Raw genomic sequence first — 25,431 nt, 5'->3', positions numbered from 1 at the left:
AAGAAGCGGTAGCCACAATTTAGACGTGGCTACCGCTTTCTTTTCTCACAAATCATACTCCTGTTCATGTTTCAGCAGCCACTTCTTGCGCTCAACTCCGCCGCCATATCCACCTATACTGCCATCCGTCTGGATCACCCGGTGACACGGGATAATGATCGCCAATTGATTCGCACCATTGGCATTCCCAACTGCTCGCATTCCGTTGGGATTTCCAATCGCTGCTGCCAATTCTTTATAAGAAGACGTTTCACCACGTTTGATTTCCGTCAACGCTTGCCACACATTTTTCTGAAAGTCAGAACCTAAGCATAGATACGGTGTCTGAAATTTGTCCAGCTTCTTCTCAAAATACAACGCTAATTCCTCTTTGATCTGCTCATTGATCTTAGTCTTCCCTGGAACAATCGACACATTCATTCGATTTCGCAGACGCTCGATTTCTCTTTCCAACCCACGGCGATCAACAAATTCTAGTAAATATAGATAATCGTCATCCGCAATACTCATCATGGGTCCAAGTATCGTATCGATCCAATCTGCAGAGACTATTTTAATCTCTTTTGATTGTTTTGGATTTCTCCCCATGATTTTTGAAAAAGCATCATAGAATCCACTGGAAGAGTCATAGCCCACATCCAACTGGGTATCAATTCGTTTTTCGCCATTCTTAATAGATTTTAAAGCCATACCCATCCTTCTTGAACGCGCATATTGAACAAATGTCATGCCATAGACTTTTTTAAATTGCCTTCTGGCTGTCATTGAGTGAATGCCTAATTCTGCGAAATCTTGGTCTTTCCAGCGCTTTTCTGGATTTTTTTCTACTAATTCCACCATTTGTTGAACCAACGGCGGTATTTCTCTCGGATAAGATAATGGCTTGCATCGTTTGCATGGCCTGTAACCAGATAAGAGCGCTTCTTCTGCTGTTTCATAAAAGGTATAGTTTTCGTATTTAGGTTTCCTTGCTGGACATGTTGCGTGGCAAAAAACACCCGTTGACTTGATACCAACAAAGAAAATTCCGTCATAGGTTGAATCTTTTGTCAATAAAGCTTGATAATACTGCTTCTTTTCCTTTTCATCAATCATCAGGCCTTCCCCTTTCTACTTTATTCTGAACAGTTCAATTTGACCCTGTTCCTCACGCTGAATCAGCTCATCTAGTAATGAGGTATAAAATGTATTCAAGTCGTTCTTTTCAGTTTCATTATAAAGCATATAAATCGATGGACCAAAGCTGATTCTTGAAATTCCTATATTTAGATAATCCGCAATTAAATCTTCTTTAATGTCTAGCATGATGTTTAGAGGGACTGTTATTTCGGCTGTCATTCTCTTGATATGCTCTTTATTTTTTAATCCTGGTATAAAAATACCATCGATTCCTGTTTTTTCATAGGTGTTGATTCGTGTGATTGTTTGGTTCAGGAGCTGTTCATCTTGATTATTTTTAGCAATATCTCCGATAAAATACATATCCGTTCTAGCATTGATAAATAGCTCTTTTTTCATAGCACTACATGTTTGTTTGATACAAAGTAGTCGTTCTTTTTGCTCTTCTATGGAATAAAGTATTTCTGTATTTACTCTTTTATCTTCAATATTGATCCCAACAATCCCGCTATTTATAAGTGCTTCAATATTCTCTGACAGATTTATTAAATTCTTGGCATATCCTGATTCGATATCTACCGTGACGTAGTTATCAACTGTATCCATCTGTTCAATATAACCTAATAGTTCGTCAAAAGGCATATTTTCACCATCCTGATAACCGTAATGATCAGACATTGCGTAACTACCAGTTGGAATCATCGAGATTTTTTTCTTTTTTAGTTCAAGAGCACTTGTAATATCCCAAATATTTAGTAAAACGAGTGGTTTGTCTTTTTTATGTGCTTTTTTGAATTGTGCTGTTTTAGTTTCGTTCATTGATCATCCATCCCTTCATATTGTCTCTTTAGTCTACTGCTAATTTATAAAAGGTTCTTTCGAAAAATGAACATCAATTTTTTTATGTTGATATGTACTTCTATTATTTTTTATCTTTATCATCTATCGATTTACGAACAAGGGTTACTTCTCTCACTTTGCACGCCTTGTATCGTCAGTATCTGATTGTAACAAAGTAGCATGATTCTCTCGCAAGGGGACTTCTCCCCCTTTGCACGCCTTGTATTGTTCATCATCTACTCTGGAAAAACCAGTCGTAATCCTTCCATTCTTAGTGCTTTAATGCGATCGTAACGAAGTGGCGTGATCCACTAGTAAGGAGACTTCTCTCCCTCTGGTCGCCAAGTATTGTTCATCATCTACTCTGGCGTAGCCAATCGTAGTGATTCACAACAAAGAACCCACTCTTTGGGGAAGAGTGGGAAAAGGAGTTAAAAAATGAAAAAGTGTTTTGTTAGGGTTGTTTGTTTGGTATGAATATATAATAACTCGAATTTATGACTTTTTTGTGTTGAAATTTCGGTTTATTTAGTATGATTGTTTGGTGAAAATCTGAATTTTTCGGAACATTGTAATTTGCAACGTTTGTATACCATATAATTATAACACAAAATCGATATAACTAAATTATAAAATACATAAATTTCGTTATACCCTAGTAGAAAAACGTACTATAAATACTTTACTATTTTTTCTTAAAAGAGCGAAATTACCTATTCTTGAAAAATATCATTCCTATATTCAGCGTATATTTTATCCTTATTTATCAAAAAATTATAATTGTAGTAAAAAATATGATAAATAAATTACTTAAACCTATTGTATAATTACATTTATATATATATAAAAAACTTAAAGATTTCATATATATACTATATAAACAGTATGATAAAAAAGGAAGGTACGTGTTTTTTTATGAATGATTCATGGAGAAAAGGTTCGTTTAAATTTTTGTTATATTCAAGTACACTTTTCATCTCAGGTGGTACTTCTGTACAAGGATTAGCTGCAACAGTCGGACTAGTCACTCAATCCCAATCAGCTCAAACAGTCTTGGAAAAAGATTACATGACTTTATTAGAAGAATATACAACTGCAAAAAATGAATACGAGAAAACAGAAAAAAGCTACACTGTTGCATTGAACGACTATAATACATCGAAAAGTGAAGCAGATAAAACGTATAAAACGGCAGAGGAGCTCAAAACAGTTTTAGATGAATTAAAAGAAACCTACCAAACACAATTTGCAGCATTTCAAAAAGCCACTAAGAGCTATGAGGCAAGTAAGACTACATATGAAAAAAACAAGTCTGATTATGAAGCACATATCGATGAGTACAATACAGCCAAAGAAGCTTATGAAACAGAGCAACATCTTTACGAAGAGTCCGAAGCAACATTTATTGACATGCAAACTAAGTATTTAAATGCGCAAACTGACTATGAAACATTAAATAAGGATGCAGAGAAAAAAAGAGAAGAATATGAAACTTTGCGTATTGCGTACGAAAATAAGCGTAAGATCTATGAAGATGCCGCGACAGCTTATAAAACAGTTCAAACAGCCTATAACAAAGCAAACGATAATTATACATCTCAATTGAAGGATTATAACGCACAAAAACTTTCTTACGAGGACCTACTTGAGACTTATACTACTAAAAAAGCGGAGTATGATTCAAAAGCAAAAAAATTCAATCTGGCGACTACATCATACAACAACTTAAAGTCAGAACTAGAACTAGCAAAAGCTGATTACACTGAAATCAAAACAGAATATGATCAAGGACTCAAGGAATACAATTCTTTGTTAACTGAGTATAACGAAGAGAAAGAAAACTATCTCACTGAAAAAACGACGTATGAAAAACGTCTATCAACATTGAAAAAATCAATAAGTGACTACGAAAACAAACTTACTGAGTACAATAAAATCAAAGACGAGTACCAAACAACTAAACAAACGTACGAAGAAGCAAAAATAAACTACGATACCTTATCAAGTCAACTCAAAGAGTCAGCCAGTCAATATGAGACCGAACGCACGACCTACGAAACTGAAAAGACTGCTTTTGAGCAAAAAACAAAAACCTATGAAATAGATAAGAAAACTTACGACCAACAAAAATTAGAATATGATACTAGACTTACAGCTTACGAAACAGATTTGAATACCTACAATGAAAAACGTATAGCTGCACAAAAAATTCTTACGCAATATGAAGAAGGTACTGTTGAATACGCTACTGCTTTGGCTGCCTATACTGAAAATAATGATCGCTACAATGAAGTGAATAAAGAATACCAGCAACTGAAAGAAAAAGTAGATTCATTAACTGCTGAATTTGAAGAAGTCAACAAAGCATATGAAAAGGCAACAAGTGAGTATCAAGTAATTGCTACATCTTATCAAGCAATCAAGCTGAAATACGATTCTCTTGTAACACAATATGAGCAAGCCAAAAATAAGTATCAGCAATTAGAGAAAGAGTATCAAACAATTAGTGCCAGCTATACTCACGTAATGACTGTCTACACTGAAACAGAAATAGCTTATAAAACAGCACTTAAAGAATCTGACGACATAAAAACGCAATTTGATCAGCTGACTTTGTCCTATAATACGCTATTAGCGAAGTTTACAGAGGGCTCAAACGTTTTTGAAGCAACCACAGAAAAATATACTGAAGCAAACAAAACATATGAAGACGTTACCCAAAAATATGAGCAAGCGCGCGACGAATATGATCGACTATTCCCTGAATACCAAACACTAAAGAATGAATTAACACAGTTAAAATCTGATCTTTTACTAGCAGAAACATCTTTCACCCATTTAGAAAAGTTATTAGCAACTACGCAAAAGCAATACACAGGTTTAAAAACACAATATACGGAAACAATGGAAAATTACAATGAGATAAAGAAACAATATGCTGATTTGGGCATAGAATATACAACTGCCAAAACAGCTTATACAAGTGCAGCAGAAGCTATCGAAAAAGCGAAAGATTCTTTTGTACTTCGCGAAAAAGAGTATACTGATTTAGCTGCTTACTATGTTGGTCTTAAAACGAAATATGAAGAAACACTGAAAACTTATGACGCTACAAAAATCACGTTGGGTGAAGTTGAGGTTGAGCACAAAGCACATGATGAGGAGTACCAAGCTGTTTTAACAGAGTATGAACAGTTAAACGACTCTTTTACAGAACTTCATAAAAACTACCTTGACATTGATACAGCATACAATAAAGCAAATGATGCGTGGGAAGCAGCCAATACTGCCTATAAAGTAGCAAATGGCAAACTTACTACACTTAAAGCTGACTATGATACAGCACTTGAACTCTTTAATGAACTACAGAGTCAGTATGACCTTGCGACAGAAAGTTTTACCACTGCTGCAAAACCTTATAAAGATGCTCTTTTAGCTTATGAGAAAGCTGTTACTGCTGAAGGAGTAATAAATGCTGCTGTTGATAATATGAATCAAATTCTAGCTGATTTTCCAGCTAATGAAATTACACAGGAAAATCTTGAGAACATTCCAGCTGAATTAGCTACGTGGCAAATTAAATATAATGAAGCTAAACTCACACTAACTACAACATTAGATGAATCCTGGCCAATTATTAAAGACTATCAAGCAAAAAATGATATTTACAATGAAAGTTCTATTGTACCAAACGGTAATACAGTCAATGCTTATGGTCCTATAGATTTTGATACACAATTGCTAGCTGATCTTCAAGTTGCAGAAAAAACTGTAGAGGACAATATCGCCAGTGCGGAAGCTTATCAAAAATACTACATTGACTATAATGACTTTCAAACTGCATTCAATGACTATACTGCAGGTTGGAGCCCAAATAATATTGGTGATCCAAATAATGATTATATCAACACTTGGCAACCTATCCTAAATTCTCTGGAAATTAATTTAGATAAAAAAGAAAGTGCTAATGCTTTTTTACCTATAGGATACAGTGTTGAAGATCTGTATGCATTAAATACTACAGCTGATTGGGAAGTCTTCATAAACACTTATAAATCAAAAACAGAAGATGCTATTCAAAAAGCTTCCTTATATTCTGATTATTTGAATAATGTGGCTAATACATGGGCCTCTGCTAGAGAAAAATTCCAAAAAGAAATAGATGCATTTAACGAAGCAACTAATAATAATATTACTTTAACAAACAGAACTGATCCCATTATCAATCAAGCCAATGGAATTGTTAGTGGCTTCCAAGGAGCACTTGATTTCAATTTAAAAAACTTAGCAGATATGCCTTTTTCTGAAGATGATGGAGTCTCAATTTACGAATGGATCACTTACTATTTTGGTAATTTTCAAGGATATACTGGGATAATAAATGGTCAAAAAATCATTAATCCAGTTACAGAACCAATTGTTTTTGAAGCAAAGAAACCTACATTAAAAAAAGTAGAAATTTATGAACTCACTGCCCCAGATATTCCTATAGTTCCTGATATGCCTATAAAACCTGTGGAACCAATAGGGATTAGCGTGCCTAAAGAAGTTAAATCGGTAGAAGAACCAACAAATAAAACTTTAGCACCTACTACAGCTTCAACAAAAGTAATTTTAGATATCACAGGTATCAACCTACCTGCTTTAACAACTGAGTTTCTATCAAAACCAACAGATTCCGTTGTAGAATTGGGTACTTCACAAGACGTGACTGATGTGACGCCAAATACAGAAGAAGCTGAGGGGAGCATTCAACCTGACGCTCCTGTTGAATTAAATGATTTAGAAGAAGTAACAGCTGTAGATCCTTTGGAACGGCCAAAAGAGTTAGAAAACGTGCCAAAAGTCGAAATACCCGTTATTCCAGAAATCACGGCACCAGAAGCTGTGGATCCTATAGCACCAGCAGTAGAACAACCGATCAACATCATCGCACCAATTGAACCAAATGCAGCAATAGCACCTGTAGCAAATAAGCTACCTGAAGCTTCTGTCCCACTAGTAGCTCCTAAGAAAAAGAAAGAAACAATTTTCCCTGTGACTGAAGGGACTAAAACAAATACAGTCATAGACCCATCAAGTAATAAACTTCCGAATACTCGTTCTGGAAGAAAATTACCTAACACAGGAACAGAAACTTCTCTAACAGGCCAAGGAATGGGGACCTTAATGGCAGGAGCAGCTGGATCTCTTCTTTTCTGGAAGAGAAAAAAAGGAAAGCATAGTAAATAAGTTCTAGTTTTCTACTCAATACTTTAGAATGACAAAAAGCCCAGAGAATCAATCAACCATTGCGAAGTGGATTGATTCTCTGGGTTTTTTTATTTTAAAGGACCTAGTTTCCGTAGTCCTAAAATGCCTTGAAAGTGGTGATATCGAAACGATATTTGGTAATTCAAATTCAGGATGATGTACGTTTGGCCTTTTTTTAGTTACTATTTATTTCTACTATTTTTTAGACGTAAGCTTTTGGCGGTTCACTAGTAAGGGGACTTCTCTCCCTTTGCACGCCTTGTATTGTTCATCATCTATTCTGGAAAAACAAGTCGTAATCCTTCCATTCTTAGTGCTTTAATGCAATCGTTACGAAGTGGCGTGATCCACTAGTAAAGAGACTTCTCTCCCTCTGGTCGCCAAATATTGTTCATCATCTACTCTGGAAAAAACAGTCGTAATCCTTCCATTCTTAGTGCTTTGATGCGATCGTAACGAAGTGGCGTGATCCACTAGTAAGGAAACTTCTCTCCCTTTGCACGCCTTGTATTGTTCATCATCTACTCTGGAAAAAACAGTCGTAATCCTTCCATTCTTAGTGCTTTAATGTGATCGTAACGAAGTGGCGTGATCCACTAGTAAGGAGACTTCTCTCCCTCTGGTCGCCAAGTATTGTTCATCATCTACTCTGGCGTAGCCAATCGTAGTGATTCACAACAAAGAACCCACTCTTTGGGGAAGAGTGGGAAAAGGAGTTAAAAAATGAAAAAGTGTTTTGTTAGGGTTGTTTGTTTGGTATGAATATATAATAACTTGAATTTATGACTTTTTTGTGTTGAAATTTCGGTTTATTTATTACGATTGTTTGGTAAATATCTGAATTTCTTTTAGTTTTTCATAATATTCAGCGGAATTAATCGATTCATTTGTTCTTCTCAATAAAGTTCATTTCTACATTTATTTATTATCGTATTTTATGTTGGATCTGTTAATTAAAAAATCCTTTGCCCCAAGTTGTATCTGTACGGCCATCATCCGGTCCCACAGCAACAAAACGTCGATTTCCTCCGTAATCTTTATAGCTGATCCAGACATATCCATTACTGTGTGTGTAGTAATCATACTGAATACTCATTTTTGGTAAATAGTAGTCAAGAGCTGGGCTGATTGTATCATTTGGATCAGTGTCTCCACTTACTGCTAATTGTCTATCTGGATAAAAAATACCTGACATCGGAATTAATTCAGATTGTGTCTTTTGTGGCACTGGTTTCGGTTTTGGGGTAATTGGTTGTGGTTTTAACGGATCATTTTCATTTTTCCCATAGCGGTAAATTGTTACGGATGGATACCCATTTATTGCCCAAATTGTATCATGATCGTTTTTCGTAATCCCATTATATCCATAATTACAATGGATGATTGTATCTTGATCATCGATAAAAATTCCAGTGTGGCCTGCTGCACCACCAGAAGATCCACGATTTCCCCAAATAAAAATATCTCCTTTTTTTGCAGGATAATGACCTGCTGCATCTGCTTTTATCTGAGTCCATCCTGATTTTTCAAGGTGTGAAAAAAGCGTATCTGTATTCCCCATTGTTCCAACTGGCAAAAAATTTCCATTAATTAGAGCAAAGTATACGGCGCTAGAACAATCATAACTATTTGGGCCTAAGCGAGCATTCATAGAATACGTAATTTTTCCTTGTCTATCTGACATCCATTGAATCATTTTTTCAATTTTCTCCATTTTGTTCCACTCCTTATTATCTTTTTTGATAAACGATCTATGACTAAATCTTACGCTTTATATTTCTCCGATTCCTTTTTATTTTCTGTTACAAGTCTCCCAAAATTATTCCGTCATAAAAAATAGATGTAGCAATACACTTTCAAACGTGCAACGCTACACCTATCTTTAAATGTTTCACATGAAACAAACGTATCCTGATTTATAGCCATGTTCCTATTAAGTACCAGAATTTAAGAATAAAGATACTTCTAACAATTTTTAGATCATCCACGCACAATTAGATTATTTATCTCACATAATTGTCCCAGCTATTTGTTGAACTTTTTGAACTATCTCTTCATTCTCCATCCAATCATCTGATTGGATCCATTTGTAGATAAGCTTCATTTTCTTGGATGTCTCAGGGTCTTTAGTGATTTCTATCTCTGATTCAAACAGTTGATAAGACAAAGTACTAATCAGCTCTACATCCAATTTCTTTTGTATTTTAAGGATATGATTCAGTGTAGGATTCCACTTTTTACTTGCAGCTAATTTATCTTTTTCATTCACTAAGTCTGCCCAATTAAGTTCTTTTTTGATTCTTATTTCATCTATTGCTTCCCAAAATTCTTCAATTGTTTTGATTTTATACATTGTTTTATCCTTTCGTTTTATTTTGACCAGTGTGTCTATTTCAATTGTTCATAAGAACGTCCGTTTTTTTACCTGTATTCATCTTACGGTAAATTTATCGCTTGAGACTTTTGTTTTACTGTCATTATTCTCCCCAATGTGACTATATTCTTGTCATTTTATTAATGAATTATGGGTTTGAAAAATGTTGTTTTTATATTGAAGAGCGTGTAAATATTGATACATAAGTATTCTAAGGTTAATTTTCGCCATCTTTTCTTGTTCGATATAGTCGGAATTTTGATTTTCATATATTTTCAAACAGATCAATTTTTTAAAAAAAAGTAGTCAAAAAAGAGCTTGAGACACCTTAATAGCTCATCAACTAGAAAACTTGCTACATCTTTAATGGATGTGCAAGTCTTTTTTTGTTAAAAAAAGCAACAACTCCCTCTAGATTTTATCTAAAGTTTGTTGTTGCTTTTCAAATACTTCTGTTACTTTTTTTCCAAACTGACCTTTAACAGCTTTCTCTACTATTTGAGAGGAAGAAGATAATCAATTGCCATACAGTTACTCCTTTATTTCATTTGATAATCTATTCATTTTAAAAAAACTTTTTGTTAATTATATTTAACCACTAAAAAACACACCATTGCAACAGGCTGTTTTTCCCTTTTTTGGAATTTTTTTTTCTATTTTAAGATTATTTTATCTATGTTTAAAAACAAAAAAAAAAGAAATTAAGCATTTTGCTAAACTTCGCAGAAAAATATATTAATTCAATAGGAAGTTATTTAAATGAAAAAACTCGCTACATCTTCATTGATGTAACAAGTCTTTTTTAAACTATGAAAACGCTATAAACTCTACTATTACGTTTATCATGGAATCTTCTACGTCACAGTGTTTCTCTACCCTCATGTCTTATGAAAGCTCTCTCCATTTAATTTTTTTACATACAAAACTTGTAGCAGTTTCATCCTCAATATCATCACTACTATACCAATAGAAATTTTCCTCTTTTTCAAAGAAGCTAGCTTTGAATATTTCTAATGTTGAATCTAAACTATTATTTATATGAAAATGACTAACACCCTCTAAACAAAATTCAATCGTTGTCATAAATTCTGATTGTCTTTGAATAAATAGATTTACAACGGGATTCGTATTCATTATCATAGAGAAATCTTCATCTACATAAGTACCACTTGTATATTTCAAATCCTTTATGCAACTATCATGGAAATTATCTAGCGATTGCATTAATTCATCTATATCCGATTGAGTTTCTAAATTTTTCCATTCCATTTGTTATTCATCCTCACTTTAATCTTTTTGGCTTTTCAGGATTTGACCAATCCCATTTGTGTCTATGTGTAAACTCATGAGTTCCATCATCTGAATGATTGTAATCTATATCTTCTGTAGCTCTACCTTTTTCATCATAATATCTTCGTTGTTTAACACTCCCATCAGGATTAAGAATATCTGCAGAAGAATTTGGTTTCCCATCTTTAGATAACCCTCCCTTTTGGATAACTATATGATTTGGCATTTTCCCACCATTTTTAATAACATTTCTAAGATTACTTCCACTCGGAATCTTGACGCTCCAGTTGCCCTTACTCTTATTTCTGTCCAGTGTAAAGTTTTTTCCATCCTTACTCCCAGTGGCAGGCGTTCTTTTAGGCGTAATCTGTCCCACAGTCAACGGATGCTTCGCATAATATCTCGCAATCCCCATCGCCGCAATCATACTAGCGACAGTTGCCATACGTTGTACTTTTTCAAGATCAGTTAATGGTTTACCTGTATCATAATTTTTCCCATCTCGTAATTCAATCGTTAATTTCGTCAAATAATCAGGTTCTTCTTTACCTAAAACCGTATCTCTGCCGTAAAGTTCGATCTGATTTTTTATCCATAAATCATAGGCTTTACTGGATAAGGGCGCTTATAAAAAGGATTGGATACTCGTTTGCAGTGAAGCGATTGCTTGGCTCGCTTGATTATTCATCCGAGCGGTTTGATTCGCTTGTGCTTGAACTTCACCGATATAAAATTAAGTCCCATTTGGCTCCTCCTCCTTTTGCTTCACAAAAGAAGTTTGTTCTGCGTTTACGGATTCTTCTTGATCTAACAATGCTCGATATTCTTTTTGTAGCTCAACTTGTTGTTCCTCAAGTTCTCTTTGCGCTTTTTTAGCCAAATGAAGACTTTCCTCTCCACGATCTTGGTAAAAGGCTCGTTCTTCTGCTTCCCAATTGTTCAAAACGAGCTCATAAGCTTTCTGTTCTTTTTGTTGTAGGCAAAATAAGGCTTCTTGTTGCTCTTCTATTTGGCGCTGTTCTTTCTTAATACCTAGCTGATCCTCTTGTAACTGTTTGATACGCATGCGATACTGATAATTTTTTTGGTCATATTCAATTTCATTCATCGAAAACCTCCCAAATTATTCAGGTTTGTCAATTGAGCAATATTTTGATCGACTTTTTCAAATTCTTTTGCAACGGAATGAATGTTATTCCCCGCAGAAACGACGCTAGAAGATAATAGCTTTAGTCCTTGTTCATACTTATTCATTGCTTGTTTTGCTTTTGCGTTGCCTAATACATTCGTGTTTGAAGAAACTGTCGAAGCACTGATACTATTTAATGCGCTAGCTGATTGCCTAAACAAAGCCGAGACACATCCAGCAACACTTATATTACTGTTAATTGCCATGTAATCACTCCTTCACTCCATATAGAACATTTAAAAAAACTTTTTGTCTTTTATATTTTACCATCCAAAAACACTCAAATACAACAGGCTGTTTTTTCTTTTTTCGGAATTTTTTTTCTATTTTAAGATCATTTTATCTATGTTTAAAAAAAAGAGAAATTAAGCATTTTGCTAAACTTCCCTGATAACTATTTACAAATAATCATCCTTTTAATATCCCTATAGGAAAATCATTCTTATCTATCTTTATAATAGTAAATTAAAATTTTTGCCTCTTCTATCGCCTCTAAGGTCTGTTTATCACCCACAAATTTTTTTCAAGTACACAAAAAAACCTAGAGAAAATTTCCTCTAGGAATCATAATAATCGACTTAATTCTTTGAATTTTCTTCACCAATATTAGTTGATAAAGCGCCCTTAAAACTCCAATAAAAATAATGAAAAAAGTAAAAAAGCATTTTCCAGATATGAAAATAATCAATGCTCATGATTTTCATAAAACGAATTTTTTTTACTTTTTTAAAGTGGTGCTGGTATTAAAAAGATTTCACAAAGATTAGGACAGGTATCTATATTAAAGTCACTTAAGCTAAACAAAATGAGACTGCTAAAAAACTTTGCTAAATACATGTCTTTTTAATTTTACGATTTTGTGTAATCAGTTACTTTTTATTTGTTTAGCGATCACAATAGAATAGTGATATCAAGCCTTTTCTTTATTAACTTTCGCTATCTTGCCTTGTTTAATATAGTCGATTAATATTATTTCATTATATAGAAGTATTGAAAAATTACAAAACATTCAGAAGCTGATAGATAAGTTTCAGACTCTCGTAGAGCAAAGCAAACAATTTCAAAAAAAAAACAACTAAATACCAAAGAGTACAAAGAATTGCTGAGGTTGATTAGAAAGTTGAAAGTGTTAAAAGATGAGTGCTTGTAGCAATGTATCATCGGCTGAGTAAAAGAACACCTAAAGGATGATCCTATTAAATGATATCTTTTAGATGTTTTATTTTTGGTAGCACAACAAATTAATGCGTTGATTAATATAAAGCAATCAAAATAAATTTAGAAGCTATTTAATACAAGCAAATGTGAGTTTAGGAGATTAATAAAGAACTGTAGTATAAACAATTAAACTGATAATTCTAATATAATCTACAAACAGAGTAAAATTATCAACTATCTTAAGAAAAATGAATGAAATAAATAAAAAAATTTTCCAACGAATGTCAGATATCTTGATTATATGGTAATATTAATTTAAACTACGCTCAAAATTAAGGAGGGAACGCATGTTGAATATTGCTTCAAATGTTGGAGCTGCTACTAGAGCAACCACAGGAATTAACGCTGTCTCCGTGAATAAAGGAACTCACGTTTCTCTAGGCAAAAGCAATATCAGTAGTATAAAAAAAGGAACTGAAGTGACAAATCAATTACTATCTGATTTATCGCAGTTAATTGATTGTGTGAAAGAGCAGAGTCAAAAATTTCCAAAGATAGCTGAAATCATGGCAATTGAAGATAGTAAGATCAAGTTTTAAGGGGTTGTACCATGGATAAGAATGAACAAGAACGAGCAACATATAATCGTTTAATCATCGAAAAGGAAAACAGCGTTGATGACTTAAAAAATGACCAACGAAAAATAGAAGATAGTTTGCAACAGTTACAAGATGATTTACAGAGAGGGTATCGCACACTTAGCATGCTAAATGATGAAAAGTTTCGTGAAAACCCAGAAAGCCTGCGATTACAAAGAAAAAACGAAGAACAAGAGCACTTGTTTAAACGTCAATTAAGCGAAGCTGTGGAAGAACTCTCTGAGAGTTATACGAAACAAAGAAAAGTCCTCGATGATGAAACCGAAGAGCTCTATAGAAAAAGAGGTGAAATTCCTTGGGATTAATTTATTCTAGCTCAGACTCAGCACAATTAATCAGTGCATTAAAAAAGAATCTCCAAAGTGGGAAAGAGGCTTCTCAACAACTAAAAGCAGGCAGTCAAAAAGTGGTTGCTGCAGTAGATGGCAAAACGCTTTCTGGTGCTGCTTATACCGCTGGAAAAGGTCTCTTTAGTGATTTAGTTTTACCGACTATTAGTAAAGTAACATCCGCGATGGATCGTATTGAGCAAGAGCTACAAACATATACGAACGCTGATCAGAATATATCAAGTGAAGGAACGCTGGATGAAGACAAACAGAATCAACAAGTTGCCACAAAAAAAGCAATGAAAGCGTCTGTTGATGCTTCTGCAGCTGTTGCTAGAGCATTGTCACGAAATAATCCTGTTGCGAAAGTACTGGATGCCTTGTTAGATGTTCAAAACAATCTGAATCGTATGTCAAATACGTTTGAAGATGATATCCGAGAATTACAAAAGAAGTTAGAAAAACTGCATCAGTTTTCTTCACAAACGAGTAGTCTTTTTAGCAATAGTTTGAATGACATGAAGATTGCCATGCAGGGTGTCATGGTACTAAATAATACGATTGTTAATAGTGACGGGACATATCAACTGCCAAAAGGAACAGATAAGAGTTGGTTTAATCAACTGAAGGAAAAGGATTTCAATGAGGATAGACAACCAGATGTAGGTGATCGAGAATACAGATTAATTGATTTAGGGTATGGTAAAATGTGGATGTGGGTGAAAAAAGGAAAGACGTCCGCCACAGCCGCAGATATTGATGTAACCTTAGCCTACAATAAATGGCTTAGTCGAATGATTGATAAATACGGCTTAAGTTTCATTCAAGGCGATCGTCAAAAAGGTGTAGATGAATTATTCTATGAGCAAAATGCTACCCTGATAAAAGAATTAGCTACGGGGATTGATAGTGTGACAGGGAAGAAACTAACTCAAGCGGAAATGCTTGGAAAAGCTTCCTTGTTAGCGAATAGCATGATTACGATCGGTGTGATGGTCAAAGGCGTAGTTAATGTAGGGAAAACGCAAAATGTTAAACCTAGAAATACTAATAAGAAAGCCAGTGGGTCTGATGTTCCGAAACCGAATGTGGGAGTTGTTCAGTCAAGAATTAATGTAGCAGAAAATCCAACGAGATTTAGTCCATCAAAAAATGCTGGAATGAAACATGTTAGAGATAGGCATTTTAACCCATCAAAAAATGCTGGACAGTTTACTATTCCTGAAACAGATTTGAAGAATATTCTACAGTCAAAACCTGTTATAAATACACCTGTGAAACAAATAGAGTCTGGGGGATTTGAAAGGATAGTAGATGTAGGAAGAAATGTTGGAACAGTTAAACCTAGCTTAGGTGGAGAACCTACTACATGGATAAAAATTATAACGGATAAAGCAGGTAATATAATTACAACTTATCCTATACCAAAACCATAGGAGGATATATGGAAGAAGAAATTTTAAGAATTTATAACAATTTTTCTATTAATAATCTAGATACTTTTTTTGATGAATTGATAAGCTATGTTAATAAATATGATTCAATCTTTTTAAAATATACTTCTTTAGAATATTTAGATGCAATTAAAAAATTGGATTCAAAAAATTTAATTTTAGGACACTCGGATGACAATTTTGAGATTGCAATACCATTCTATATGAATCAAATTAACAAAGGTTTAAATGAAGAAGAACTATCTAATCAAGTTGCTTCGCTTATTTGGGATTTAAGTGCATATATGACAGATGAGGAATGCCCCAGTTGTCATGATAGTAACTTGCGTTTAACCATAACAGCTAGTAAAACAAGTCAAATTATTAAATTTTGTGATGAATGCTTATACACTGGTATTAATGGTAAGCATGTTGATATTGAAGATGATTTAATTCCAGCATCAAAAAATATAGTTAAATCATATTTAAAGGATTAATAAATAAAAAAGGCACTCTACTACTCGACGGGAATCGAGAAAATAGAGCCTTGAATAGTGAGTCCAAGCTCACTAATCAAGTTGCCAATAGCTAACAGAAAGCTAGCTGTATTTATTGTACAAAAATTCAAAGAACTTTTCTAGTCTTTTTGACCGTTTCTTAAGTGTACAATCATTTCAACTAGAAAATGTAAAAGTTATTGAAACGGTATTAGTGAGGAAACAACCACTGATACCGTTTTTTCGTGTATCAAAAAATTGAAGGAGTGAAAAAATAATTCAAATAGAAAATAAGCAACCAATTAAAGAAATTAGTCACCAAGATATTTATGCGCTTTATGATGTATGGGAACAACTGCAATCATGGTAAGAAGTGTTGCCTGTGTTGGAAAAATACTTTGAAAATGAGAACAGACCAGTAAACAATTTCTAATAGTTTTAGAATGGTTCCCACTAAGAACTCGGTAGACAATGTGATTAATCTGATCTCATAACAACAGAAAGGAAAGTATATACAAATAAAATATAACTTCTAATTACAAATCTGGGCAACAAAACAAAAACACTCAAAATGAACGGTATAAATCACTTATAAATATTCATTTCACAAACATATACCGTCAAAATAAAAAATTTTTTTAAGCTAAAACACCTTTGTTACAAGGTTTAAACTACCTAAATGCAAAAAGAATGTTTTCTTTTATGATTTTTTGTATTGCAACCGTTTTCTCCATGTTATCATATTTTTACAAATTTGGTTCGAACAAATTTAAAAAAATTATTACTATAACATACAAAAGGAGGAACAAAATTATGTTTAGTTCAGAATTTGAACAAAAACTGTTTAATTACATTAAACAAGTGCATATGGACATGCTACGAAGAGCCGAAATGCAAGCTAATAATTTACCAGAATTTATTAAACAAAAAAATGTCGAAAATTATTATGATGGAATAAGTATCAATACATTGCATAAGTATGAACAACACGGTTTAAAAAGATGCAAACCGATAGAAGATGGCAGTGTCTATTATCAGAAAAAAGAATTAGAACGTTTTATGCTTAACAATATAGAATAAAAAAAACAATTCATAAACAAGGTAGTTTTAGAGATGTGAAGCTATAACAATGATTGATTAATGTTTAAAACATAGTTACTATAGTTATAGTTTTCTCTCTAGTGAATCATTACCATCTACGTCAAACTAAACAAGAGAAGGGATACAGAGATATGGCAACTATTAAACAATATAAAAAAAAGGATGGCTCTGTACGTTGGATGTTTCAAGCATATTTAGGTATTGATCCAACGACTAGAAAGTCCGTAAAGACTACTAGAAGAGACTTCAAAACGAAAAAAGAGGCTAAAAAAGTTCTCAATAAGATTCTCAATGAATTTGAAACAAAAAAGTATAATGATTCTTCTACTAAGATTAAAACATTTAAGCAGCTTTACGAAATTTGGTTTCATCAACATTCATTAGACATTAAAGCTACCACCCAACAACGAATTAGAATACATTTTGATAAACACATACTTCCTAAATTTGGTGAACTTTCAATAAATTCTATTGAACCATTATATTGCCAAAAAGTATTAAACAAATGGGCTTCGCAACTTGCTACTTACAAGCAATTACGAACCTATGTAAACATGGTATTCAAATATGGCATACTTATTGGTGTTGTTAAGGATAATCCTATGATAAGAACTGTTACACCTAAATCAAGATTGAAGATCCACAAAGATGAAGCCGAGAGCTTTTACACAAAAGACGAATTAAAAGAATTTTTTGACTGCCTAGAAAGGTTAGAAGACAAACGAGCTTTTACTTTCTTTAGAGTATTAGCATTCTTAGGCTTAAGAAAAGGTGAAGCTATGGCTTTACAATGGAAAGACATTGATTTCAAAAATCAAGTAATCTCTATTGATAAAACGCTTGTGGAGTTACAGAGCGGCAAACTACTTGTGCAGTCTACAAAGACTGATTCATCTAATCGAACAATTAGAATAGACGATCGTACAGCATCTATCCTAAAAGAATGGAAAAACAACATCCTCCAACGTAAACTCTCTCTGGGTATTAGAAATGATAATTTTGAAGACAATGTAGTCTTTAGCCAATCGGTACTTTATAGAGAAAAACAATATCTTGGAAAATCTTACCCCAATCATGTAATGGCAAAAGTACAGAAACACTTTCCAGATATGAAAATAATAAAAGTACATGATTTTAGAAAAACAAATGCATCTTTACTATTTGAGAGTGGAGCAAGTATAAAAGATGTGGCACAAATTTTAGGTCATAAATCTACAAAAACAACAACTGATATTTATGTTAAAGTCACACCTACTAAACAAACTGAGACTGTTGCTAATTTCTCAAAATATATGGCTTTTTAAACAAATGGCATTCAATATAGCATTCAATGAGTTCTAAATGTTTCACATGAAAAAAAAGGCTTAGTATCAAGCCTTTTCTGTCTTCACTTTTGCTATCTTCCCTTGTTCAATATAAACCATCAAAATCGATAGATCTGCTGGATTAACACCACTGATTCGGCTTGCTTGGGCAATCGTTTCTGGTTGAATTTTTTGTAATTTTTGCTTTGCTTCTGTTGCTAGACCGTTGATTGCTTCATAGTCGATATTTTCTGGAATCCGTTTAGCTTCCATTCGTTTTAGTTTATCAACTTTTTCCAACGCTTTTTTGATGTAGCCTTCGTACTTGATTTGAATCTCCACTTGTTCGATGACTTTATCGTCTAATTCTACCTCAGATGCGGGGATAAATTGTGTCACTTCATGATAGGTCATTTCTGGACGTTTTAAGAAGTCACTCGCTAAGACGCCATCTTTCAATGGAACAGATCCTTTCGCGTCTAAAAACGCTTGTACGTCCGCTGTAGGCTTGACTCTAACTGAACTTAAACGAGCAATTTCTGCTTCGACTGCTTTTTTCTTTTCAAGATATGCCTTATATTGGTCTTCTTTGACTAATCCAATTTCATGTCCTTGTTCAGTTAAACGTAAATCAGCATTATCATGACGCAAAATCAAGCGGTATTCCGCTCTTGACGTCAGTAAACGATACGGTTCATTCGTACCTTTAGTGACTAAGTCATCGATCATAACACCGATATAACCATCGCTGCGTTTCATCACAAAAGGCTCTTTTCCTTGAACTTTTAATGCTGCATTGATTCCAGCGATCAGACCTTGGCCTGCTGCTTCTTCATAGCCGCTAGTACCATTTGTTTGTCCGGCTGTAAATAAGCCATCGATCACTTTTGTTTCTAATGTTGGACGCAATTGGTGTGGCACGACCACATCATACTCAATCGCATAACCTGTACGCATCATCTCAGCTTTCTCCAAACCAGCAATGGAATGTAGGATATCCGTTTGAACATCTTCTGGTAATGACGTCGAAAGTCCTTGAACGTAAACCTCTTCTGTGTTTAATCCTTCCGGCTCCAAAAATAATTGATGGCGAGGTTTATCTGAGAATCGAACAATTTTATCTTCGATGGAAGGGCAATAACGAGCGCCAACGCCTTCTACGATTCCTGTAAACATCGGTGCACGATGTAGATTGTCTTGAATGATTTCATGGGTTCCTTCATTCGTATAGGTCAGCCAGCAAGAACGTTGTTCTAAATTATACGCATCATCTGGTGTACTGAAACTAAAGTGATTGGGTTGTTCGTCACCCGGTTGTTCCTCTGTAACAGAATAATCGATCGTGCTAGATTTCACGCGAGGTGGTGTACCTGTTTTGAAGCGATCTATTTCAAGTCCTAGTTCTTTTAAATGATTCGCTAAACCAATAGATGGTAATGAATTATTAGGTCCTGAAGAATATTTTAGTTCGCCAATGATGATTTCACCACGAAGTGCTGTTCCAGCTGTAATAATCACGGCTTTACTTTGGTATTGCGCACCCGTTGTTGTCACGACTCCTCGGCAGATACCTTCTTCAACGATTAAACGTTCAACGATCCCTTGACGTAAAGATAAATGATCCGTGCGTTCGATCGTGTGTTTCATTTCCGTAGCGTAGGCGTGTTTGTCCGCTTGGGCGCGCAAGGCGCGAACGGCCGGCCCTTTTCCTGTGTTCAGCATCCGCATTTGGATGTATGTTTTGTCTATATTATGACCCATTTCTCCACCTAATGCATCGATTTCTCGGACCACAACTCCTTTGGCTGGACCTCCGACAGATGGATTACATGGCATAAATGCGACCATATCTAAATTAATTGTCAAAAGCAGTGTTTTACTGCCCATACGAGCGGACGCTAAGGCTGCTTCTGAACCAGCATGTCCTGCTCCAACTACGATTACATCATATGATTCTGCTTTAAATTGATTCATCGACTCTTCCTCTCTATTTTCCTAAACAAAATTGGCTGAATAATTGGGTGATCAGTTCGTCCTGGACACTGTCCCCGACGATTTCACCTAAGAAGTCCCAACAACGGGTCATATCCATTTGAACGAGATCGACTGGCATACCGGCTTCGATTCCTCGAATCACTTCATCCAGCGCTATCGCAGATTGATCTAGTAAAGCAATATGGCGGGTATTAGATACGTATGTCGCGTCTTTTTCCCCTGTTTGTCCACCGAAAAATAAGTCTGCGATTTTTAATTCTAATTGTTCCATTCCTGTATTAGATAAGACCGATACTGGTAAAATTTCTTCCTCTTTAACTAGCTGTTTTAATTCTTCCCGATCTATTTGAGAAGGCAAGTCCATTTTATTCAGTAGGATTACACGTTTTAATCCGTCTGTCGCTACTAATAATTGGCGGTCTTCTTCTGTTAGCGGCTCATTTTGATTTAGAACTAGCAAAATCAAATCGGATTCAGCCAATGCTTTACGGCTACGTTCAACGCCAATACGTTCAACGATATCTTCTGTTTCTCTGATACCAGCTGTATCGATCAATTTTAGTGGTACACCTCGGACATTGACATATTCTTCAATCACATCACGTGTCGTTCCTGCGATATCTGTCACAATCGCTTTTTCTTCACGTAGTAAATGGTTCAATAAACTTGATTTTCCAACATTTGGACGCCCGATAATCGCTGTACTTAAGCCTTCTCGCAAAATTTTTCCTTGCTTTGCCGTTGTCAGTAAGCTTTCGATCTGAGCTTTAACAAATCCAGCTTTTTCAAGTAACAATCTCGTCGTTAATTCTTCGACATCATCGTATTCCGGATAATCGATATTAACTTCAACTTGAGCTAACGTTTCTAAAATTTCTTGTCTTAATGAACGAATCAGTGAAGAGAGATTTCCATCAAGTTGGTCTAACGCTACATGCATTGCTCGATCCGTTTTTGCTCGAATCAAATCCATCACAGCTTCTGCTTGGGATAAGTCCATGCGCCCATTTAAAAAGGCTCTCTTGGTAAATTCTCCAGGTTCAGCTAAACGTGCGCCTTCTCTTAACAGCAGCTGTAATAACTGATTTACAACAACGATTCCACCGTGACAATTGATTTCAACAACATCTTCTCTGGTAAATGTTTTCGGTGACCGCATAACGGAAACCATCACTTCATCTAGTAAACTATCATCTTTAGGATCAAGGATATGTCCATAATGGATCGTGTGAGTAGGAACATCCATTAATTGTTTACTACCAGAATGATATACTTTATCTGCGATAGCGATTGCTTCATCCCCACTTAAACGGACGATGCTGATTGCACCCTCTCCAGGAGGCGTTGAAATTGCCGCGATCGTATCAAATTCTAACGTTATTTGTTGCATTTTTGACAGACTTCCTTTCATTGATAGATTGAGTCGTTTTTCGCGTAATAATGACTACGTTAAACCACTCTTGTATTTTTTAACCTATGTATACATCTATTTTTGGCTACAAAAAAAGCGCCCACTCCACCCCTGTTTTTTCAGGTTGGATCTAGCACTTTCACTGCATCAATTCCTATTAATTTCATGACATAGAATAGCATATTTTCTTTTTTTTCGCAACATTATTTATTTGCTGGAAACGTTCTTTAACGTTGCATTTCTTCTTGTTTATCTTTAAAATAAACTTAATAAGGCGAGGAGGTTTCTACAATGAGACGAACAAAAAAAGCTGAATTTAACGAACAAGAATTAGAAAATCGTTTAAGCGGAATCACATTGTCTACAGGAAATGTGAATAAAAAATATATCGTTCGGGATATTATTTTTGCGACTGATCGAATTGAAACAGACTTATTTTCACCAGAAATCAATCCAAATGATGTTTTCAGCGGCGTTTACCGTCAACTTAAATTGATTGCATTTGAATATGAAGCAGATGCTGTGATCAATTGTCATTTTGAAGAGAAATATGTGGAATATCAAGGGAAATGGGTCGTGGAAATCTTTGCTTATGGCACCGTGGTCCAGTTTACTCAAACAACGATAGGTTAAATGAATAAAAAAACCTGATTCGAAAAGAACCAGGCTGGAAGAAGCACGAATGCTCCAACTACTTTATCATCGTATTTTATACGTTGATAAGAATGATTTCGTTTAAAATATACTTTGTTTAACTGTATTTGTCAATGCATTTTTTTCACGTAATTGTTCAATTTAAACAATAAAAGACCCTTTAAAAAAATTACTTTTTAAAGGGTCTTTTATTGTCTGCTAGTACTTTTTCACAGGTTCAACAACCAAATAGCGATAAGGTTCATCGCCTTCAGAATGCGTTTTGATATGATCATCTTTACTCAAGGTAAAATGAATTTGTTTTCGCTCAAATGCTGGCATTGGTTCTAGAAAAACAGGTCGGCCAGTTTGTTTGACTTTTTCTGCTGTTCTTTCTGCTAAACGTTGCAAGATTGCTTGACGTTTTTCACGATAATCACCAACATTTACCACAACAGATAATTTGTTCAGTGCAACTCGATGAACGAACACTTGCGCTAAGTATTGCAATGCATTTAAAACTTTTCCGTGTTTCCCAATCAAAATGCCTTGTTTGTCCGTATCTAAATGAAAAACCAACAAACCATCTTTACGTTCTAATCGGACTGAAGCTGGCGCATTCAATTCTTTTGAAATGCTTGTTAAATACGTATCCAATTCAGCGATTGTTTCTTCATCTTCTAGATTTTCCAAGACTTTTGGTTTAGAGGGATCAGAATCTGACGTTTTAGCAGCTAGCAGTTCTTCAACTGCTGTTTCTACTTTTACTTCCTCATCTGTCACAATGATCTCTTCGACTGTCTCAGCAACTGCTTCTGTGATTTGTTCACTGACAGTAGGTTCGATCGATACTTGAGCAAGTTTTTTACCAAAACCCAAGAAACCTTTCTTAGCATCTGTAATCACGCTGATCTCCGCTTCTTCTTTTGACAAATTCAGTGCGTCTAAGCCTTTAGTTGTTGCGTCTTCAATTGTGTTTCCCTCATATACCGGCATCTGGAAAACCTCCTTTTATTTTTTCTTATTTTTTTTCTTAGGATTCATTGCTTTCTTTAATGCTCGTTCGCGTTCTTTCACTTGTTGTTCTGCTTCTGCACGCTCTCTGCGGATTTTAAATGGATTATTGAGTAAGAGCGTTTGCCCTACTTGGAAAGCATTCGAGACTACCCAGTAAAGTGATAATCCGCTGGCTAAGTTCATCCCCATTACAAAGATCATAACTGGCATTGCGAAGTTCATGATTTTCAATGACGCATTCGATTCTATTTGACTCATACTCGTTAAATAAGTGCTGGCAAATGTAAAGATCGCCGCTAAAATCGGTAAAATCAGATATGGATCGGGTTTGCCTAAGTTCAACCACATAAAGCTTCCCTGTTTTAATTCTGGTACACGGGAAATCGACTGATATAGTGCCATCATGATTGGCATTTGAATCAATAATGGTAAACATCCGGCATACGGATTTACATTATTTTCAGCATATAATTTTTGTTGTTCTTCACGGAACAAACGTTGTGTTTCTGGATCTTTTGATGAATATTGTTTTTGTAATGCTTTTAGTTTAGGTTGCAATTCTTGCGTCTTACGCATGCTTTTCGTTTGAAAATGCATCAAAGGTAATAAAATGATTCGAATCACTAAAGTAAATAGGATGATCCCAATACCAGTATTTGCTGAAATGGATAAGAATTTGATCGCTTCCGCGAAATAATAGACAATATAGCGGTCCCAAATTCCTGTACTGCTCTCGTTAATCGGGGCTGTTCCACAGGCAGACAACACAAAAACAAGTGTTACTAGACCTGCCATCAATAATAGGCGTTTATACTTCTTCACAAAACTGTTCCTCTCTTATTTCAAAATTTTTGCAAGTTTTAAAACATGCGTCAGGTTGCTGTGAATTTCTTCTGATGTCAACTTGTCGACACCAGGTCTTGCGATGATAATAAAATCACAAGTTGGATCGATTGATTCTTTTAATTGGTAGATCGACGTACGGATTTTACGCTTAACAGCATTTCTAACGACCGCATTTCCAATTTTTTTCCCTACAGAAATTCCGACTCGGAAATGTTTTTGTTCTGGTTTTTCAAGTACATAAACAACAAATCTTCGGTTGGCACAGGATTGTTTATGCTGAAACACTGCTTGGAATTCTTTTTCTTTTTTTACTCTATAGGATTTCTTCATCTGCATCCCTTTGTTTCTTTCATTTTTTACTCACTCTACAATAATAGCATATTTCAGCCCTTTTTTTCCAAATTTGATGGAAAATCTCCAGAGATTTTGGTGATAATGACTCTAATTTAATATCTTATCATTTTTTTAGTTTTTTTTCACTTTATTTTATAGGATTGAAAGATTTTTTGGAGGTTAGTTAGCTTTTAGAAATTGGTGAGGTTGAAATACAATGGACGTAATTTATAACCTGATCGTTTTTTAGTCTCTTATATATTGCGACTTTCATTGTTGCTATTTTTTTGTTAAGCGTTTGGTGATTCACAACAAAAGAACCCTTTATTATTTCCACACATACATTGTGAAGATAATAAAGGGTTCTTAGTTTAAACTTGATTCGTTATTTAAAGTCAACATAGATTATGCTGAAATAACTTTTCTGCCTTTACGACGTCTGCTCGCTAATACGTTGCGACCATTTTTTGTGCTCATGCGTTTACGGAAACCGTGAACTTTTTGACGTTTGCGTTTGTTTGGTTGATACGTTCTTTTCATCTCTTGTTCCACCTCCTGAAATTGTAACTATCCATCAATACATAGACATACTTTGATAGTATAACTAGTATTGGGTCGATTTGTCAATAAATTTTCTGGAATAAATTTTC

General features: G+C 34.7%; 22 protein-coding genes. 8 read left to right on the top strand and 14 right to left on the bottom strand.

The annotated features are described in order from the left end of the window. Positions 1-45: 45 nt before the first annotated feature. Positions 46-1,095 carry a bifunctional transcriptional activator/DNA repair enzyme AdaA gene (locus IGI43_RS10790; RefSeq protein WP_438757806.1) on the bottom strand — a complete coding sequence of 350 codons (1,050 nt, stop codon included), beginning with the start codon at positions 1,093-1,095 and terminating at the stop codon, positions 46-48. 15 nt (positions 1,096-1,110) lie between these two features. Next, positions 1,111-1,938, bottom strand: a complete 828-nt coding sequence (locus IGI43_RS10785; RefSeq protein WP_438757805.1) for an isocitrate lyase/PEP mutase family protein — start codon at positions 1,936-1,938, stop codon at positions 1,111-1,113. A gap of 936 nt (positions 1,939-2,874) precedes the next feature. Here IGI43_RS10785 and IGI43_RS10780 point away from each other — a divergent pair. Then, positions 2,875-7,191, top strand: coding sequence for an LPXTG cell wall anchor domain-containing protein (locus tag IGI43_RS10780; protein ID WP_438757804.1), 4,317 nt, complete (start codon positions 2,875-2,877; stop codon positions 7,189-7,191). Positions 7,192-8,161: 970 nt separating this feature from the next. On the opposite strand, the gene IGI43_RS10775 is transcribed toward IGI43_RS10780, so the two are convergent. The 6 genes from IGI43_RS10775 to IGI43_RS10750 all read right to left on the bottom strand — a co-directional run bounded on the left by IGI43_RS10775 (position 8,162) and on the right by IGI43_RS10750 (position 12,271). Continuing rightward, entirely contained in the window at positions 8,162-8,926 is a 765-nt protein-coding gene (locus IGI43_RS10775) for a peptidoglycan amidohydrolase family protein (protein ID WP_438757803.1), read from the bottom strand. A 294-nt stretch (positions 8,927-9,220) separates the two neighbouring features. Next, a complete protein-coding gene (locus tag IGI43_RS10770) occupies positions 9,221-9,565 on the bottom strand; it encodes a hypothetical protein (RefSeq protein WP_438757802.1) in 345 nt (114 codons plus the stop codon). Positions 9,566-10,471: 906 nt separating this feature from the next. Further along, positions 10,472-10,855, bottom strand: coding sequence for a hypothetical protein (locus IGI43_RS10765; RefSeq protein WP_438757800.1), 384 nt, complete (start codon positions 10,853-10,855; stop codon positions 10,472-10,474). 13 nt (positions 10,856-10,868) lie between these two features. Beyond that, entirely contained in the window at positions 10,869-11,405 is a 537-nt protein-coding gene (locus IGI43_RS10760; RefSeq protein WP_438757799.1) for a hypothetical protein, read from the bottom strand. Between the two features lie 204 nt (positions 11,406-11,609). Then, positions 11,610-11,984, bottom strand: coding sequence for a hypothetical protein (locus IGI43_RS10755; RefSeq protein ID WP_438757798.1), 375 nt, complete (start codon positions 11,982-11,984; stop codon positions 11,610-11,612). After that, positions 11,981-12,271 (bottom strand): TIGR04197 family type VII secretion effector, encoded by a 291-nt coding sequence (locus IGI43_RS10750; RefSeq protein ID WP_438757797.1) that lies wholly within the window; start codon positions 12,269-12,271, stop codon positions 11,981-11,983. The genes IGI43_RS10755 and IGI43_RS10750 overlap by 4 nt, the downstream gene beginning before the upstream one ends. A 1,299-nt stretch (positions 12,272-13,570) precedes the next feature. Here IGI43_RS10750 and IGI43_RS10745 point away from each other — a divergent pair. The 6 genes from IGI43_RS10745 to IGI43_RS10720 all read left to right on the top strand — a co-directional run bounded on the left by IGI43_RS10745 (position 13,571) and on the right by IGI43_RS10720 (position 18,546). After that, positions 13,571-13,822 (top strand): hypothetical protein, encoded by a 252-nt coding sequence (locus IGI43_RS10745; protein ID WP_438757796.1) that lies wholly within the window; start codon positions 13,571-13,573, stop codon positions 13,820-13,822. Positions 13,823-13,833: 11 nt separating this feature from the next. Beyond that, positions 13,834-14,187 (top strand): hypothetical protein, encoded by a 354-nt coding sequence (locus IGI43_RS10740; protein WP_438757795.1) that lies wholly within the window; start codon positions 13,834-13,836, stop codon positions 14,185-14,187. Beyond that, positions 14,178-15,647: a T7SS effector LXG polymorphic toxin gene (locus tag IGI43_RS10735; protein WP_438757794.1), complete on the top strand. Its 1,470-nt coding sequence runs from the start codon at positions 14,178-14,180 to the stop codon at positions 15,645-15,647. The genes IGI43_RS10740 and IGI43_RS10735 overlap by 10 nt, the downstream gene beginning before the upstream one ends. 8 nt (positions 15,648-15,655) lie before the next feature. Further along, positions 15,656-16,141, top strand: a complete 486-nt coding sequence (locus IGI43_RS10730) for a hypothetical protein (RefSeq protein WP_438757792.1) — start codon at positions 15,656-15,658, stop codon at positions 16,139-16,141. A gap of 813 nt (positions 16,142-16,954) precedes the next feature. Beyond that, a complete protein-coding gene (locus IGI43_RS10725) occupies positions 16,955-17,221 on the top strand; it encodes a hypothetical protein (RefSeq protein WP_438757791.1) in 267 nt (88 codons plus the stop codon). 152 nt (positions 17,222-17,373) lie between these two features. Then, positions 17,374-18,546, top strand: coding sequence for a site-specific integrase (locus IGI43_RS10720; protein WP_438757789.1), 1,173 nt, complete (start codon positions 17,374-17,376; stop codon positions 18,544-18,546). A 66-nt stretch (positions 18,547-18,612) separates the two neighbouring features. Here the strand turns inward: IGI43_RS10720 and mnmG are convergent, their stop codons facing one another. Together mnmG and mnmE are read right to left on the bottom strand one after the other, a co-directional pair. Then, positions 18,613-20,520, bottom strand: a complete 1,908-nt coding sequence (mnmG, locus tag IGI43_RS10715; protein ID WP_438757788.1) for a tRNA uridine-5-carboxymethylaminomethyl(34) synthesis enzyme MnmG — start codon at positions 20,518-20,520, stop codon at positions 18,613-18,615. Between the two features lie 13 nt (positions 20,521-20,533). Further along, positions 20,534-21,931 (bottom strand): tRNA uridine-5-carboxymethylaminomethyl(34) synthesis GTPase MnmE, encoded by a 1,398-nt coding sequence (gene mnmE, locus IGI43_RS10710; protein ID WP_438757787.1) that lies wholly within the window; start codon positions 21,929-21,931, stop codon positions 20,534-20,536. A gap of 312 nt (positions 21,932-22,243) precedes the next feature. Between mnmE and IGI43_RS10705 the strand changes: the two genes are divergently transcribed. Next, complete coding sequence (locus tag IGI43_RS10705; protein ID WP_438757786.1) at positions 22,244-22,585, top strand: hypothetical protein; 342 nt, start codon at positions 22,244-22,246, stop codon at positions 22,583-22,585. A gap of 219 nt (positions 22,586-22,804) precedes the next feature. Here IGI43_RS10705 and jag read toward each other — a convergent pair whose 3' ends face one another. From jag to rpmH, 4 genes are all read right to left on the bottom strand, one after another. Next, positions 22,805-23,581 (bottom strand): RNA-binding cell elongation regulator Jag/EloR, encoded by a 777-nt coding sequence (gene jag / locus IGI43_RS10700; RefSeq protein ID WP_438757785.1) that lies wholly within the window; start codon positions 23,579-23,581, stop codon positions 22,805-22,807. 15 nt (positions 23,582-23,596) lie between these two features. After that, positions 23,597-24,424, bottom strand: a complete 828-nt coding sequence (locus IGI43_RS10695; protein ID WP_438757784.1) for a YidC/Oxa1 family membrane protein insertase — start codon at positions 24,422-24,424, stop codon at positions 23,597-23,599. A gap of 15 nt (positions 24,425-24,439) precedes the next feature. Further along, entirely contained in the window at positions 24,440-24,778 is a 339-nt protein-coding gene (gene rnpA, locus IGI43_RS10690; RefSeq protein ID WP_438757783.1) for a ribonuclease P protein component, read from the bottom strand. A 408-nt stretch (positions 24,779-25,186) separates the two neighbouring features. Then, positions 25,187-25,321 carry a 50S ribosomal protein L34 gene (rpmH, locus tag IGI43_RS10685; protein WP_010762140.1) on the bottom strand — a complete coding sequence of 45 codons (135 nt, stop codon included), beginning with the start codon at positions 25,319-25,321 and terminating at the stop codon, positions 25,187-25,189. Positions 25,322-25,431 lie beyond the last annotated feature (110 nt).

This window comes from Enterococcus sp. AZ126, assembly GCF_051714545.1.
In the GTDB taxonomy this organism is placed as follows: Bacteria; Bacillota; Bacilli; order Lactobacillales; family Enterococcaceae; genus Enterococcus_L.
The sequence above is the reverse complement of the archived record's forward strand: the minus strand, read 5'-3'. Positions and strand labels throughout refer to the sequence as shown.